The following is a 15,419-nucleotide window of genomic DNA, read 5'->3' as shown; positions in this document are numbered from 1 at the left end:
CCGATGACCGCTGAGCTAGATGCTCAGTGGGTCTCGGGACGGAGGACCTTGGTCCGGAGGACCGACTCGTTCAGGTTCATCTGGCGGTCGAGCTCCTTGACGACCGCAGGCTCCGCCTGCAGGTCGAGGACCGAGTAGATGCCCTCGGGCTTCTTCTTGATCTCATAGGCGAGCCGACGACGGCCCCAGGTGTCGACCTTCTCCACCTTTCCGTTGCCCTCACGGACGACGGAGAGGAAGTTCTCGATCAGGGGAGAGACAGCGCGCTCTTCCAGATCGGGGTCGAGGATGACCATCACTTCGTAGTGACGCATGTGGAACCCACCTCCTTTGGACTCAGCGGCCACGGTCGTTCCGTGGCAGGAGGGTCGTGATGCGTACGCATCGGTGTCCGTCGGGCGGAACAGCGGGCTCGGCAGGGGCCTCAGGGAGAGGACTGGCGGGCCGGCTCAAGGCAGACACCGGTGCAGACCGTACAGACTACCTGCCATGAGCCCTCGGGTTGAAATCCTGGGCCAAGGATGCGCAATCTGTACATATCGGATGTGAGCGGCGTCTCAGCCCGCCGCCCCTTCGTCAGGAGGCAATTCATGGCCCAGGTAGCGCACACCCGCCCGCGGAACCGCCGCCCCACCGGCTCGCTCTTCGCAACCGACGGCAGGCCCCATCCGCTCCAGGACACCCTGATCCTGGTCACCGGGGTGCTCGGCGTCCTCGCCTTCGTGACCGCGATGTTCCACAACCTGCACCTGCTCAGCTCGTGGGCCGGACTCATCGGCATCCTGACCGGCGGATACGGGATGTGGGTGTCCAGGACGACCTGGGAGCGGTTCGCCCTGATCATGGGTCTGGGCTCGTCGGCCCTGGGCTTCTACCTCGGCATGGCCCACGGGGGCCTGTTCGGCAGCGTGATCGACTGAACCACCCGGGCGCGGGCCCCGGCGGCGAGCCCGCCGGGGCCCGTACGCATGCCGCTCGCGGCCAAGTGCCGTACGGGCCAGAACGGCCGCTCCCGGCTCACAGTAGGCTTCGGCGCGAGAGCCGGAGCCCCTGACCGATGGGGACACACCTGCCGAGGAGCCCCCCGTATGAGCCTGACCCTGAGGACCATCAGCCGCGAGCAGCATCTGGCGTACATCCAGAGTCTGCCCGCGGCCAGTCACTGCCAGGTCCCGGCGTGGGCTGACGTGAAGACGGAATGGCGGTCGGAGAGCCTCGGCTGGTTCGACAAGAACGGCCAGATCGTCGGTGCCGGTCTGGTGCTGTACCGCCAGCTCCCCAAGATCAAGCGGTACCTCGCGTACCTCCCCGAGGGCCCGGTCATCAACTGGTACGCCCCCAATCTGGACGAATGGCTCCAGCCGATGCTCGCCCACCTCAAGCAGCAGGGCGCCTTCTCGGTGAAGATGGGCCCGCCGGTCGTCATCCGCCGCTGGGACTCCACCGCGATCAAGGCCGGCATCCAGGACCCGGACGTGAAGCGCCTGCGGGACGTGGAGGCGACGGTCATCGAGCCGCGGGCCTTCGAAGTCGCCGACCGGCTGCGCAAGATGGGCTGGCAGCAGGGTGAGGACGGCGGCGCCGGCTTCGGCGACGTGCAGCCCCGTTTCGTCTTCCAGGTGCCCCTGGCGAACCGCTCTCTGGAAGACGTCCTCAAGGGCTTCAACCAGCTGTGGCGCCGCAACATCAAGAAGGCCGACAAGGCCGGTGTCGAGGTCGTCCAGGGCGGTTACCAGGACCTCGCCGAGTGGCAGCGGCTGTACGAGATCACCGCCGTGCGCGACCACTTCCGCCCGCGCCCCCTCTCGTACTTCGAGCGCATGTGGACGGTCCTCAACTCCGAGGACCCCAACCGGATGCGGCTCTACTTCGCCCGCCACAACGGGGTCAACCTCTCCGCCGCGACCATGCTCGTCGTCGGGGGGCACGTCTGGTACTCCTACGGCGCCTCCGACAACATCGGGCGCGAGGTCCGGCCCTCCAACGCCATGCAGTGGCGCATGCTGCGCGACTCGTACGCGATGGGCGCGTCCGTCTACGACCTGCGCGGCATCAGCGACTCCCTCGACGAGACCGACCACCTCTTCGGCCTGATCCAGTTCAAGGTGGGCACGGGCGGGGAAGCCGTCGAGTACGTCGGCGAGTGGGACTTCCCGCTCAACAAGCTCCTGCACAAGGCCCTCGACATCTACATGTCGCGGCGCTGAGGCGACGGGGCCCGGCGAACGACCGGGCCCGTCCGCTCCGTTCTCCGCTGTACTCCTCCGCACGCTCCGCTCTCTGCGATCTCAGACACACCGCAGCCACCAGAAAGGTTCCGGGCCGGCCATGGCGCTCTCCCTCTACGTCGACACCGCGCGCTGGCGGGCGCACCAGAAGTCGGTGATCGACCAGTTCCCCGGTCTGGTACCGGTCTGCAAGGGCAACGGCTACGGCTTCGGCCACGAGCGGCTGGCCGACGAGGCCATCCGTTTCGGCTCGGACATCCTGGCGGTCGGAACCACCTACGAGGCCGCCCGGATCAAGGACTGGTTCAGCGGCGACCTGCTCGTCCTGACCCCGTTCCGGCGGGGCGAGGAGCCGGTTCCGCTGCCCGACCGCGTGATCCGCTCGGTCTCCTCCGTGGACGGGGTCCACGGCCTGGTCGGTGCCCGGGTCATCATCGAGTGCATGAGCTCGATGAAGCGCCACGGCGTCAAGGAGGAGGAGCTGGGACAGCTCCACGCCGCCATCGAGGACGTGCGGCTCGAAGGTTTCGCGCTGCACCTGCCGCTGGACCGCACCGACGGTTCGGACGCGGTGGAGGAGGTCATCGGCTGGATGGACCGGCTGCGGGCCGCCCGGTTGCCGCTGCACACCATGTTCGTCAGCCACCTCAAGTCCGCGGAACTGGCGCGGCTGCAGCAGCAGTTCCCGCAGACCCGCTTCCGCGCCCGTATCGGCACCCGGCTCTGGCTCGGTGACCACGAGGCCACCGAGTACCGCGGTGCCGTCCTGGACGTGACACCGGTCGTCAAGGGCGACCGCTTCGGCTACCGCCAGGGCAAGGCGGCTTCGGACGGCTGGCTGGTCGTCGTCGCCGGTGGTACGTCGCACGGGGTCGGGCTGGAGGCTCCCAAGGCCCTGCACGGCGTGATGCCGCGTGCCAAGGGGGTCGCCCGGGCGGGACTGGCCACGGTCAACCGCAACCTGTCGCCGTTCGTCTGGTCGGGAAAGCAGCGCTGGTTCGCCGAGCCGCCGCACATGCAGGTGTCGATCCTGTTCGTGCCGTCGGACGCCCAGGAACCGCGGGTCGGCGACGAGCTCGTCGCGCACCTGCGGCACACCACGACGCAGTTCGACCGTCTCGTCGAGCACTGACCGACGGTCCGGCGGCGGGTCCGGTCAGTCGCCGGGCCTGCCGCCGGATGCCGCGCCCCAGGCCGCCGGTTCGCCCCAGAACTCCTCCTCGTCGAAGTCCCGGGTGCCCATCGGCGCCAGCACGAACACGTCCGGCGCCCCGTCGAGCACGCCGCCCGAGGGATCGTCCGCACCGTCCTGCCGCACCCCGTCCCGGTCGGGCCGCACGATGTCCCGGACGACCAGGGCCACGAGGTAGAGCGTTCCCAGCAGATGAGCCACGATGGCGAGCTGATAGCCGTCCTGCGGCAGCCCCAGGTGCTTCTCCCCACTGGTCGTGTAGGCGAGGTACATCCAGATGCCGAGGAAGTAGAGCACCTCGCACGTCTGCCAGATCAGGAAGTCGCGCCAGCGCGGGCGGGCCAGCACCGCCAGCGGGATCAGCCAGAGCACGTACTGCGGTGAGTAGACCTTGTTCGTCAGGACGAAGGCGGCCACCACGAGGAACGCGAGCTGCGCGAACCGCGGCCTGCGCCGCGCCGCCAGCGCCAGCGCGGCGATGCCGAGGCAGCAGAGCCCCATCAGCACCACCGAGGCCGTGTTCACGACCGAGACCTCGATGGGCCGTCCCGTGCGCTCCGTGATGACCAGCCAGAACGACCCGAAGTCGATGGAGCGCTCCCGGCTGAAGGTGTAGAACTTCTTCCACCCCTCGGGTGCGTACAGCATCACCGGCAGGTTCACCACCAGCCAGGCGGCGGCGGCCGAGAACGCGGCGACGAGGAACGGACGCCACTTACCCGCGCGCCAGCAGAGCACGAGGAGCGGTCCGAGCAGCAGGACGGGGTAGAGCTTCGCCGCTGTCGCGAGACCGATCAGGACGCCGAACGCGACCGCCCGCCCGCGCGACCACATGAGCATCGCGGCGGCGGTCAGGGCGACGGCCAGCAGGTCCCAGTTGATCGTGGCGGTCAGCGCGAGGGCGGGCGCCAGGGCGACCAGCAGCCCGTCCCAGGGGCGCCGGCGATGGGTGCGCGCGACGCACACCGCCGTCACGACCGCGCAGATCATCAGGAGGCCGGCGTTGACGAGCCAGTACATCTGCTCCCGCTGCTGGACCGGGTCGCTGTCCGGGGTGAGCGTGAGCCAGGAGGCGACCTGCATGAACAGCCCGGTCAGGACCGGATACTCGAGGTACTGCATGTCGCCCCCGATCCGGTCGAAGTACGGCAGCAGCCCGTCCGCGAAGCCCCGTCCGACGAAGAGGTGGGGGATGTCCGAGTAGCAGGCGTGCGTGTACTGGGAGCTCGACCCTCTGAACCAGGCCCAGTTGTAGCAGGGGAGCTTCTGCACCATGCCGAGCGCGAACACCCCGATCGCCGTGAGGGCGATCACGCGTACGGCCGTCAGCGGACCGCCGCCGAACCGGGCGAAACGGCCCGCCGGTCCGCCGATCGACTCGGCTCCCGCGGCGGCGATCTCGTCCACCCGCGTAGGAGCGACGGGACGCTCCCGGTCCTCGCTGGTCTCTTCTGCGCTTGGCATGCGCAACATCCTGCCGTACGGCGCTGTGCGGGAGGTGCGGGACCGCCGGACGCGACGGAGGGCCGCCCCCACCTCGCCAGGTGTGGACGGCCCTCCGGCACGGCCCTGATCAGGGCCTGGAGATGCCTGGGGTCAGGTACCGCCGGTGGTGATGAATCCGCTGTTGTTGCTGTTGCCGTTGCCGCCGTTGGACGTGGGGTTGGAGTTCCCGTTGGTGTTGCCGTCGGTGGTGGTGTCCGTGCCGGCGGTGTCGGTTCCGTCGGTCGTGCCGGTGGTGTCCGTGCCGTCGGTCGTGCCGCCGGTGTCCATACCGCCCTCCGCTCCCGTGGTGGTGGCTCCGGCCGCGGTGCAGGTGTTCCAGCCCCACTGGGTGCAGGTGTCGCTCGGCGAGGGGGTGGGGGACACGGTCGACGGCGTCGGCTTCACGGTCGGCTTCTCGGACGGTGTGGCCGACGAAGGGCTGGGGGTCGGCTTCGGGGTCGGGCTCGGACTCGGGCTGGCGCCGCCGCCGTAGACCTTCTCGCCGATCGGACCGGGCTTCGGGAACTGCACGGCCTTCGAGCCCTTCACCGCACCGACCATGTAGTCGTGCCAGATCTGCGCGGGGAACGACGCGCCGTGGATCTTCTTCTCCCCACCGGTGCCGAACATCTCCAGGAAGGCGCGGTCGGCGTGCTTCTCGTTGTCGTCCAGCCGGAACATGCTGACCGCGGTGGAGATCTGCGGGGTGTATCCGACGAACCAGGCGGACATGTTCTCGTCCGTGGTACCCGTCTTGCCCGCCACGTCCCGGCCGGGAATCTTCGCTGCCGTACCGGTGCCGTGCTCCACGACGTTCTTCAGCACGTCGGTGACGTTGTCGGCGACGGCGGGGTCGAAGGCGGTCTTGGTCGTCTTCTCGTGCTGGTAGATGACCTCACCGCCCTTCTTGACCTCGGTGACCGAGAACGGCTCGTGCTGCCGGCCGCTGGTGGCGAACGTGGCGTACGAGCCGGCCATCCGGATGGCGCTCGGCGAGGAGGTACCGATGGAGAACGACGGAACGGAGTCGTCGGCCATGTACTCGTCGTCGCGCAGGCCCGCCGCCATCGCGGCTTTCTTCACCTTGTCCGTACCGACGTCCATGCCGAGCTGGACGTAGGGAGAGTTGATCGACTCCTGCATGGCATACCGCAGGTCGACGTTCCCGTAGGACTGGTCGTCGTCGTTGGTCTGGAGCCACTGCTCGCCCTTCTTGTTCTCCCAGGGCTCCCCCGTGTACTTCTCGATCTTCAGCTTGTTGTCGCCGTTGTAGATGCTCTTCGGCGAGACCGGAGTGCGCTCGGAATCGCTCTGCTCGTCTCCGAGGTCGGGATCCTTCTTGCCGTACTCCATGGCGGCCGCGAGCACGAACGGCTTGAAGGTCGAACCGACCTGCGCGCCCGTGGGGTTGGCGTTGTTGGTGTAGTGCTTGGTCGCGTCCTGGCCGCCGTAGATGGCGAGAATGGCCCCGGTACCGGTGTCCACCGACGCGCCGCCGAACTGGACGTAGGTGTCGTCGGCGGGGCGCTTCTCGGGGTCGATCTTCTCGTCGTAGACCCGCTGGACGGCGGTGTTGAGCTGCTGGACCTTCTTCTTGTCGAAGGTCGTGTGGATCTCGTAGCCGCCCTGGGCGAGGAGGTCGGAGTCGACCTGCCGCTTGTTGCTGCTCAGGAAGTCCTTCTTGGCGAGTTCCACCAGGTAACCCGTCTGGCCACTGAGCTGGGCGCTCTTCTTCGGCGCGACCGGCATGGGGAACTTCGTGTACTTCTCCCGCTCCGCCGCGTCGAGGCGGCCGTCCTTGACCTCCTCGTCGAGGATCCACTTCCAGCGGATCTGGGCCCGGGTCAGGTTCTTCTCGGCGGTAGCCCCGACCGGGTCCACCTCGGGAGCACCGGCCGGGTCGTAGTAGCTCGCCCCCTTGAGCAGGGTGGCCAGGAAGGCGCACTCGCTGGGGTCGAGGTCGGTGGCGTCCTTGTCGTAGTACGTCCGCGCCGCGGCCTGCAGCCCTGAGGCGCCCCGGCCGTAATAGGAGACGTTGAGGTACCCCGTCATCACGTCGTCCTTGTCCATCTCGCTGCCCACCTTCAGCGTGATGAACAGCTCCTTGAACTTGCGGCTCAGGGTCTGTTCCTGGCTGAGCATCGAGTTCTTGACGAACTGCTGGGTGATCGTCGATCCGCCCTGGGTCTCGCCGCCCTTGGCCATGTTGAACAGGGCGCGCCCGATACCCATGGGGTCGATGCCGTGGTCCGTGTCGAACGACTTGTTCTCGGCGGAGATCACCGCGTTGCGCATGGCTGCCGGGATCTGCGCGTAGCTGATCTCCTGGCGGTTCACCTCACCACCGGTGGCGACCATCTGCGAGCCGTCGGCCCAGTAGTAGACGTTGTTCTGCGCCTGTGCCGCCTTGCTGACCTCAGGGGTCTTGACCAGCGCGTACGAGACGCCCGCGATGCCCATCAGGAGCCCGAGGAAACTCAGGCAACACCCCGAGACGAGCTTCCACGAGGGGACCCACCGGCGGTACCCGTACCTACCGGCGCGCGGGTAGTCGATGATCCGTTTCTTGCCGGGCCGGCCGTCACGGCGGCCGCCTCCGGCTCCCTCGGCTCCACCGCCACGCCGTCGGCCACCGCCTCCGCCGGCACCCCCCGGGCCGCCACCGCCCGGGCCTTCGGCCCCCCGCCGACGGCTGCCGCGCTGAGCCGCGCGGCGCGCCTCGGCTCGGCCGCCCGGCGGGCGTTCCCCGGCGTACGGCTCAGCAGGTGACTCGTCCGTCACTCTGGGTGATGGCGCCGCGCGGCGTCCTGGTGACTGCGGCGCGGCCCGTCGGGCCGCGGCACGCCCCCCGTCTTGCGGTTGAGGCGTTTTGCGACGGTGCTCGCTCATCGAACGACTACTCCTCGGGCAGGCGAGAGCGCCTGGAAGCGGCAGTTGAGATCCGGTCCCCCCGAATTGCGGACAGGCCCTGCGGAAGGCTCATCCGCAGTACATCCGGCAGTCCGCGAAGACTGACGCCCAACGGCGCCACACGGTTCCCGTGATCTGCATCCCGGACAGACTACGCACGGTCAAAACCCTTCTAGGGCCGAAGTTCACCCCAAATGACGCAAGTCGCTTGCTACGAATTAGTGATGTGACGCCGTTCACGAAGGCAGCCCTTGTCGAACCTCGCGGACCGATCTATCGTGCTGATGTATCGAGTCGATACATCGGGGCGGCATCACCAGGACCCCGAGGCATCGCGGGACCGGCGACAGCGGAGGAGGCGACGATGAGCAGGCGCTCCGGCATCCTCGAATTCGCCGTCCTCGGTCTGCTCCGCGAGTCTCCGATGCACGGTTACGAGCTGCGCAAGCGTCTCAACACCTCATTGGGCATCTTCCGCGCCTTCAGTTACGGCACCCTCTACCCCTGTCTCAAGACGCTGGTCGCCAGCGGCTGGCTCATCGAGGAACCGAGCACGGCCCCCGCCGATCTGGTGGCCCCCGCTTCGTCACTCGCGGGGCGCCGGGCGAAGATCGTGTACCGGTTGACGGCGGAGGGCAAGGAGCACTTCGAGGAGCTGCTGGCGCAGACCGGCCCGGACGCCTGGGAGGACGAGCACTTCGCCGCCCGGTTCGCCTTCTTCGGTCAGACCGAACGCGATGTGCGGATGCGCGTCCTGGAAGGCCGGCGCAGCCGGCTGGAGGAGCGCCTGGAGAAGATGCGCGCCTCCCTCGCCCGCACCCGGGAACGACTCGACGACTACACACTTGAGCTGCAGCGGCACGGCATGGAATCCGTGGAGCGCGAAGTGCGCTGGCTGAACGAGCTCATCGAGAGCGAGCGCTCGGGACGGGACCGGCGACGGTCCGCACCCGAGGGTTCCCCTCAGCAGGACACCTCAGAGAAGACGGACGGCCTGCCCCGGCGCCGGGATGACACCCCGCCGGATCCGTCCGATGACACCGCCTGACCAGACCTCCGCAGCTCGCGGGGGCCTTCGTCGGGATCACCATCACACACAGGGAGCAACCGTGGGTTCGGTTCGCGTAGCCATCGTTGGCGTGGGCAACTGCGCCGCCTCGCTGGTGCAGGGCGTCGAGTTCTACAAGGACGCCGATCCGGCCGGCAAGGTGCCCGGCCTGATGCACGTCCAGTTCGGCGAGTACCACGTCGGTGACGTCGAATTCGTCGCCGCGTTCGACGTCGACGCGAAGAAGGTCGGCCTCGACCTCGCGGACGCCATCGGTGCCAGCGAGAACAACACCATCAAGATCGCGGACGTGCCCTCCACCGGAGTCACCGTCCAGCGCGGCCACACCCACGACGGTCTGGGCAAGTACTACCGCCAGACGATCGAGGAGTCCACCGAGGCCCCCGTGGACATCGTCCAGACCCTCAAGGACAAGCAGGTCGACGTTCTCGTCTGCTACCTCCCCGTCGGCTCCGAGGTCGCGGCGAAGTTCTACGCCCAGGCCGCCATCGACGCCAAGGTCGCGTTCGTCAACGCCCTCCCGGTCTTCATCGCCGGCACCAAGGAGTGGGCGGACAAGTTCACCGAGGCCGGTGTCCCGATCGTCGGCGACGACATCAAGTCGCAGGTCGGCGCGACCATCACGCACCGCGTGATGGCGAAGCTCTTCGAGGACCGGGGCGTCGTCCTGGACCGCACGATGCAGCTGAACGTCGGCGGCAACATGGACTTCAAGAACATGCTCGAGCGTGAGCGCCTGGAGTCCAAGAAGATCTCGAAGACGCAGGCCGTCACCTCGCAGATCCGTGACCGTGATCTCGGTGCCGACAACGTCCACATCGGTCCGTCGGACTACGTGGCGTGGCTGGACGACCGCAAGTGGGCGTACGTCCGCCTCGAGGGCCGCGCCTTCGGCGACGTCCCGCTGAACCTCGAGTACAAGCTCGAGGTGTGGGACTCCCCGAACTCGGCCGGTGTCATCATCGACGCCGTCCGCGCCGCCAAGATCGCGATGGACCGGGGCATCGGTGGCCCGATCCTCTCCGCGTCCTCGTACTTCATGAAGTCCCCGCCGGTCCAGTACTTCGACGACGAGGCCCGCGAGAACGTCGAGAAGTTCATCAAGGGCGAGGTCGAGCGCTGATCCAGCCCCACGGCTGACAGCGCCGCCCCGGGTGGGGGCGTCCTCGCTCCCACCCGCGCCTGGCATTCTGAGGTCCCCGAGCCGCGTGCTCGGGGACCTCAGGCGTGTGTGACCCTTGCTCCCATGGCTGTCGCGCGTGATCTGCGCATACTCCTGCGCCTGCGGAACTTCCGTCGCCTCCTCGCCGTACGGCTTCTCTCCCAGTCGGCGGACGGCGTCTACCAGGTCGCGCTCGCCGCGCACGTCGTCTTCTCGCCGGAGAGACAGGCGTCGGCCGGCGCGATCGCCTCAGCCATGGCGGTCCTGCTCCTCCCGTACTCGCTGGTCGGCCCCTTCGCGGGCGTGCTGCTCGACCGCTGGCCGCGCCGCCAGGTGTTCCTGCACGGGAACCTCCTCCGAGCCGCTCTCGCCTGCTGCACCGCGCTGCTCATCCTCAGCTCCGTGCCCGAGTGGCTCTTCTACGTGTCGGCCCTCTGCGTCACCGCGGTCAACCGTTTCGTACTCGCCGGGCTCTCCGCGGCCCTGCCCCGCGTCGTCGACGCCGATCGCCTCGTACTTGCCAACTCGCTCTCTCCGACAGCCGGGACCCTCGCCGCCACGGCCGGCGGAGGACTCGCCTTCGCGGTGCGCCTGCTGGCCGGCGACTCCGACGCGGCGGTGGTCCTGCTGGGCGCCCTGCTCTACCTGTTCTCCGCACTGGTCTCGCTGACCCTGCCCCGGAAGCTTCTGGGCCCGGACGCCGAGGAGAGCCCGCTCCGCCTGCGAGCGGCGCTGAGCACCACCGCACACGGGCTCGTGGCCGGGATGCGGCATCTGGTGGACCGCAGGGAGGCCGGCCGTGCCCTGCTCGCCATGACGGTGCTCCGCTTCTGCTACGGGGCGCTGACCGTCATGGTGCTCATGCTCTGCCGCTACGCCTGGTCCGACGAGGAGTCCGAAGGGCTGGCGCTGCTCGGGCTGGCGCTGGGACTCTCCGCCGCCGGTTTCTTCGTCGCCGCGGTCGTGACGCCGTGGGCCGTCGGCCGATTCGGCCGGGACGGCTGGATCATCGTCTGCGCGGGAGGAGCCGCCGTCCTGGAACCAGCCCTCGCTCTGTCGTTCGCCCTGGTGCCGATGATGGTCGCGGCTTTCGCCCTCGGCATGGCGACACAAGGTTCCAAGATCGCGACAGACACCGTGGTGCAGACCGCGGTCGCGGACACCTACCGCGGGCGCGTCTTCTCTCTCTACGACGTGCTGTTCAACGTGGCCTTCGTGGGCGCGGCAGCCGTCGCCGCCCTGGTCCTTCCCTCCGACGGCCGGTCCGTCCCCCTCGTGGCAGGGGTGGCGGTCCTCTACGCGGCCGTCGCGGTGGCGATGTTCCGATGGCGGCACACGACGGCTTCCGCCTCCTGACCGACCGCGTGGCCGGTGTTTCACGTGAAACTCTTCCCGCCTCGCCGGGCGCGGACGTGTTTCACGTGGAACACGTCCGCGCCCGGAGGGTGCGGTCAGTTCTGGGCGGCCCACCAGTCGGTCAGAGCCGCAGCGGCGGCTTCCTCCCCCATCGGACCGTTCTCCAGTCGCAACTCCAGGAGGAACGCGTACGCCCGGCCGATGACGGGCCCCGGCCCGACGCCGAGAATCCGCATGATCGCGTTGCCGTCCAGGTCGGGACGGATGGAGTCCAGCTCCTCCTGCTCCTGGAGCAACGCGATGCGCTCCTCCAGGGCGTCGTACGTCCGCGAGAGCGCGTTCGCCTTGCGCTTGTTCCTGGTCGTGCAGTCGGAACGGGTGAGCTTGTGGAGCCGCTCCAGCAAGGGCCCCGCATCGCGCACGTACCGGCGGACAGCGGAGTCGGTCCACTCGCCGTCGCCGTAGCCGTGGAAGCGAAGGTGGAGTTCGACCAGCCGGGAGACGTCCTTGACCATGTCGTTGGAGTACTTCAACGCCATCAGACGCTGCTTCACCATCTTGGCGCCCACCACCTCGTGGTGGTGGAAGGAGACGCGGCCGTCCTTCTCGAAACGCCGGGTCCGGGGCTTGCCGATGTCGTGGAGCAGCGCGGCCAGCCGAAGGACGAGGTCCGGCCCGTCCTCCTCCAGATCGATTGCCTGCTCGAGGACGATCAGGGAGTGCTCGTAGACGTCCTTGTGACGGTGGTGCTCGTCGCTCTCCAGCCGCAGCGCCGGCAGTTCGGGCAGCACATACCCGGCGAGGCCGGTGTCGACCAGCAGCCCGAGCCCTTTACGGGGGTGGTCGGAGAGGAGCAGCTTGTTGAGCTCTTCCCGGACCCGCTCGGCCGAGACGATCTCGATGCGCGCCGCCATCTCCGTCATCGCCGCGATGACCTCGGGGGCCACCTCGAAGTCGAGCTGCGCGGCGAACCGCGCGGCCCGCAGCATGCGGAGCGGATCGTCGGAGAAGGACGCCTCGGGGGTCCCGGGCGTGCGCAGGACCCTGTTCGCCAGGTCCTTCAGACCGTCGTGCGGATCGATGAACACGTTCTCCGGGAGCGCGACGGCCATCGCGTTGACCGTGAAGTCACGGCGGACGAGGTCTTCCTCGATGGAATCCCCGTACGAGACGTCGGGCTTCCGGGAGGTCCGGTCGTACGCCTCGGACCGATAGGTCGTGACCTCCACCTGGTAGCCGTCCTTCTGCGAGCCCACGGTGCCGAACGCGATCCCGACCTCCCAGACCGAGTCGGCCCAGGGCCGGACGATCTTGAGCACGTCTTCGGGGCGAGCGTCGGTGGTGAAGTCCAGGTCGTTCCCGAGCCGCCCGAGCAGCGCGTCCCGGACCGAGCCACCGACCAGGGCGAGGGCGAACCCCGCCGCCTCGAATCGGCGGGCGAGGTCCTCGGCGACGGGGGAGACCCGCAGCGGTTCGCCGACCGCGTGGGGGGCCGCCGGACTCTGGGCGCTGGGCTTGTCTTCGTTGGCGTTCGGCACAACAGAAAAGGGTACGTGCCCCGACCGGCCCCCGGCGTCACCGTTTTTCCGGGCCCTGCGAGACTCTGCCGATCATGGGGCACTCCGGAGCACTCCGTCACAGCGCACCTCGTTACCATGCGGGGACGCAGAACCGACGGTGATCGACACCCCAGCTGACGACGACGAGGGACAGGTACACGCGTGGCCGAGGCGGCAGACCCCCAGGGGACGCATCCCTCTCCTGCTCGCCGGTGGATGCGGCGTACAGCGTCCGTGCTGCTGGGCGTGCCCCTGCTGACCGGACTGCTGGCCGGGCCGGCCATGCCGGCTCCCCTCACCGGTCCGACGGAGAAGGCCTCCGTCTCCAGCACGGTCGATGTCGCGCTGAACTCGCTCACCCCCAGCGCACCGGAGGAAGGGGACACGCTGGTCGTCTCCGGCACGCTGACCAACCGGGGCAAGGAGACGATCAACAACGCCGAGGTGGACCTCCGGGTCGGTCCTCGGCTCACGGGACGGTCCTCGGTCGACGCGAACGCGAAGCGCACCGGCTACCTGCCGGGGGTCGACGCGGAACGCCTCGGCGATCCGTACACCGTGAAGGTGGCGAAGCTCCGCAAGGGTGTCAGCGAGGACTTCCAGCTCTCCGTACCGGTCGACAAGATGCCGCTGGACTCCGCCGGTGTCTACCTGCTGGCCGTCTCCCTGTCGGGTCAGACGTCCGGAAGCTCCTACGACCGCGTTCTCGGCATCCAGCGCACGTTCCTTCCCTGGCAACCGGAGGAGGACAGCGCCAAGACGAAGCTCACCGTCCTCTGGCCGCTGATCGCCTCCGCGCACATCACGGCCGAGACCGCCTCGGACGAGCAGCAGACCCCTGTCTTCCAGGACGACGAGCTCGCCGCCGAGCTGGCGCCCGGCGGCCGCTTGGAGCAGCTCGTCTCGTTGGGCAGTGACCTCCCGGTGACCTGGGTGGTCGACCCGGACCTGCTGGCGAGCGTCGACGCGATGGCCGGGACCTATCGGGTCAGGGCCGGGGAGACCACGGTCCCGGGTACCAGCCAGGCGGTCGCCAGGAAGTGGCTCGACGCCCTGCAGAAGGCGGTGAGCGGCGGCAAGGTGGTCGCCCTCCCGTTCGCCGACCCCGATCTCGCCTCCATCGCCCACCGGGGCAAGAACGTCTCGGGCACCCTCAGCCACCTGCAGACCGCCACCGAGGCGGCGACGACCACGGTGGAGGCGGTGCTGCACACCACGCCGACCACCGACTTCGCCTGGCCCGTGGACGGTGCCGTCGATCCGTCGATCGTCGATGTCGCCACCTCGGCGGGGGCCCACAAGGTGATCGCCCGCAGCGACAGCCTGGAGGAGACCGGCGACCTGCTGTACACGCCTACGGCGGCCCGGCCCATCGGCGGCGGCACCACCGCCGTCGTGGCCGACCACCGGCTCTCCACCTCCTTCAGCGGCGACATGACGGGGGGCGAACGCTCCACGCTCGCCGTCCAGAACTTCCTCGCCCAGACCCTGGCACTCACCAAGCAGGACGAGGAGAAGGAACGCAGCATCGTGGTGGCTCCCCAGCGGATGCCCACCGTCGCCCAGGCCCAGACGATGGCGCGCGCTCTCCACTCGCTGGACGGTGACCGCTGGACGGAGCCGCTGGACCTGGTGGCCGCCGCGGACGTCAAGCCGGACTCCGAGGCGACGACCAGGGTGCCCGCCTCGTCGGCGTACCCGAAGAAGCTGCGCAGCCAGGAACTGCCCACCCAGGCGTTCCAGGACATCAGGGCCATCCAGGATTCGCTGAACAGCTTCCAGGTCATCCTGACCCAGTCGGACCGGGTGGTGACCCCGTTCGGCAACGCGATCAACCGCTCCTTGTCGACCTCGTGGCGGGGCGAGCCGACGGAGGCCCAGAAATACCGGGACTCCGTACGGACCTACCTGCAAGGGTTGGTGGGCCAGGTGAGCCTGATCGAGAAGTCGGACGTCACCCTCTCCGGCCGTAGCGCTACGATCCCGGTCACCGTGCAGAACCAGCTGGTGCAGGGCGTCGACGACCTGGTGCTCCAGCTGACCTCCGGCAACGCCACCCGGCTCAAGCTCAACGAGGGCGGCGCCGTCGCGACGCAACCGGTGAAGATCGCCGGTGGTCACAGCCAGTCGGTGAAGTTCGACGCCGACGCCAACGTCAACGGCCAGATCCCGATCACGGCCCGGCTCTTCACCAAGGACGGAACGCCCTACGGCGACGAGATGACCTTCACGGTGAAGGTCTCCGAACTGACGCCGACCGTGCTGCTGGTGATCGCCGGTGGCCTGCTGCTGCTGGTTCTCGCGGGTGTCAGGATGTACAACCACCGGAAGCGCTCCGTCGCAAGCGACACGTCGGACGGCGGCGGCGACGAACCCGAGCAGCCGAGTGACCCGACACCGGACACCGGACCGGAAAGCGGGGACCCGTCCGGCACGGGTGAGAAAGTGGACCGTTGAG

The 15,419-nt window shown here is 68.7% G+C and carries 11 protein-coding genes; 7 read left to right on the top strand and 4 right to left on the bottom strand.

The window, feature by feature from the left end; genetic code table 11:
• Window positions 1–23: 23 nt before the first annotated feature.
• Window positions 24–314 (bottom strand): 30S ribosomal protein S6, encoded by a 291-nt coding sequence (rpsF, locus tag PZB77_RS15800; protein WP_266706588.1) that lies wholly within the window; start codon window positions 312–314, stop codon window positions 24–26.
• Window positions 315–590: 276 nt separating this feature from the next.
• On the opposite strand from rpsF, the gene PZB77_RS15795 reads away from it, so the two are divergent.
• The 3 genes from PZB77_RS15795 (at window position 591) to PZB77_RS15785 (ending at window position 3,360) form a co-directional block, all read left to right on the top strand.
• Complete coding sequence (locus PZB77_RS15795) at window positions 591–920, top strand: hypothetical protein (RefSeq protein ID WP_275493246.1); 330 nt, start codon at window positions 591–593, stop codon at window positions 918–920.
• A gap of 168 nt (window positions 921–1,088) precedes the next feature.
• A complete protein-coding gene (locus PZB77_RS15790) occupies window positions 1,089–2,207 on the top strand; it encodes a peptidoglycan bridge formation glycyltransferase FemA/FemB family protein (protein WP_275493245.1) in 1,119 nt (372 codons plus the stop codon).
• A gap of 121 nt (window positions 2,208–2,328) precedes the next feature.
• The gene (locus PZB77_RS15785) at window positions 2,329–3,360 is read left to right on the top strand and encodes an alanine racemase (RefSeq protein WP_275493244.1); all 1,032 of its coding nucleotides are present in this window, start codon (window positions 2,329–2,331) and stop codon (window positions 3,358–3,360) included.
• A 24-nt stretch (window positions 3,361–3,384) separates the two neighbouring features.
• Here PZB77_RS15785 and PZB77_RS15780 read toward each other — a convergent pair whose 3' ends face one another.
• Window positions 3,385–4,884 carry a glycosyltransferase 87 family protein gene (locus tag PZB77_RS15780; protein ID WP_275493243.1) on the bottom strand — a complete coding sequence of 500 codons (1,500 nt, stop codon included), beginning with the start codon at window positions 4,882–4,884 and terminating at the stop codon, window positions 3,385–3,387.
• Between the two features lie 132 nt (window positions 4,885–5,016).
• The gene (locus PZB77_RS15775; protein WP_275493242.1) at window positions 5,017–7,794 is read right to left on the bottom strand and encodes a transglycosylase domain-containing protein; all 2,778 of its coding nucleotides are present in this window, start codon (window positions 7,792–7,794) and stop codon (window positions 5,017–5,019) included.
• A 385-nt stretch (window positions 7,795–8,179) separates the two neighbouring features.
• Between PZB77_RS15775 and PZB77_RS15770 the strand changes: the two genes are divergently transcribed.
• The 3 genes from PZB77_RS15770 (at window position 8,180) to PZB77_RS15760 (ending at window position 11,402) form a co-directional block, all read left to right on the top strand.
• Window positions 8,180–8,863: a PadR family transcriptional regulator gene (locus PZB77_RS15770; RefSeq protein ID WP_275493241.1), complete on the top strand. Its 684-nt coding sequence runs from the start codon at window positions 8,180–8,182 to the stop codon at window positions 8,861–8,863.
• A 61-nt stretch (window positions 8,864–8,924) separates the two neighbouring features.
• Window positions 8,925–10,007, top strand: coding sequence for an inositol-3-phosphate synthase (locus PZB77_RS15765; RefSeq protein WP_275493240.1), 1,083 nt, complete (start codon window positions 8,925–8,927; stop codon window positions 10,005–10,007).
• A gap of 123 nt (window positions 10,008–10,130) precedes the next feature.
• The gene (locus PZB77_RS15760) at window positions 10,131–11,402 is read left to right on the top strand and encodes an MFS transporter (RefSeq protein WP_275493239.1); all 1,272 of its coding nucleotides are present in this window, start codon (window positions 10,131–10,133) and stop codon (window positions 11,400–11,402) included.
• Window positions 11,403–11,497: 95 nt separating this feature from the next.
• Here PZB77_RS15760 and PZB77_RS15755 read toward each other — a convergent pair whose 3' ends face one another.
• The gene (locus PZB77_RS15755) at window positions 11,498–12,940 is read right to left on the bottom strand and encodes a CCA tRNA nucleotidyltransferase (RefSeq protein WP_275493238.1); all 1,443 of its coding nucleotides are present in this window, start codon (window positions 12,938–12,940) and stop codon (window positions 11,498–11,500) included.
• A gap of 183 nt (window positions 12,941–13,123) precedes the next feature.
• Here PZB77_RS15755 and PZB77_RS15750 point away from each other — a divergent pair, with 183 nt between their 5' ends.
• Window positions 13,124–15,418 carry a DUF6049 family protein gene (locus tag PZB77_RS15750; protein WP_275493237.1) on the top strand — a complete coding sequence of 765 codons (2,295 nt, stop codon included), beginning with the start codon at window positions 13,124–13,126 and terminating at the stop codon, window positions 15,416–15,418.
• The last annotated feature ends 1 nt before the right edge of the window (window position 15,419 follow it).

The sequence above is a fragment of the Streptomyces sp. AM 2-1-1 genome, assembly GCF_029167645.1.
In the GTDB taxonomy this organism is placed as follows: domain Bacteria; phylum Actinomycetota; class Actinomycetes; order Streptomycetales; family Streptomycetaceae; genus Streptomyces.
This window is presented reverse-complemented; position numbering and strand designations above follow the sequence as displayed.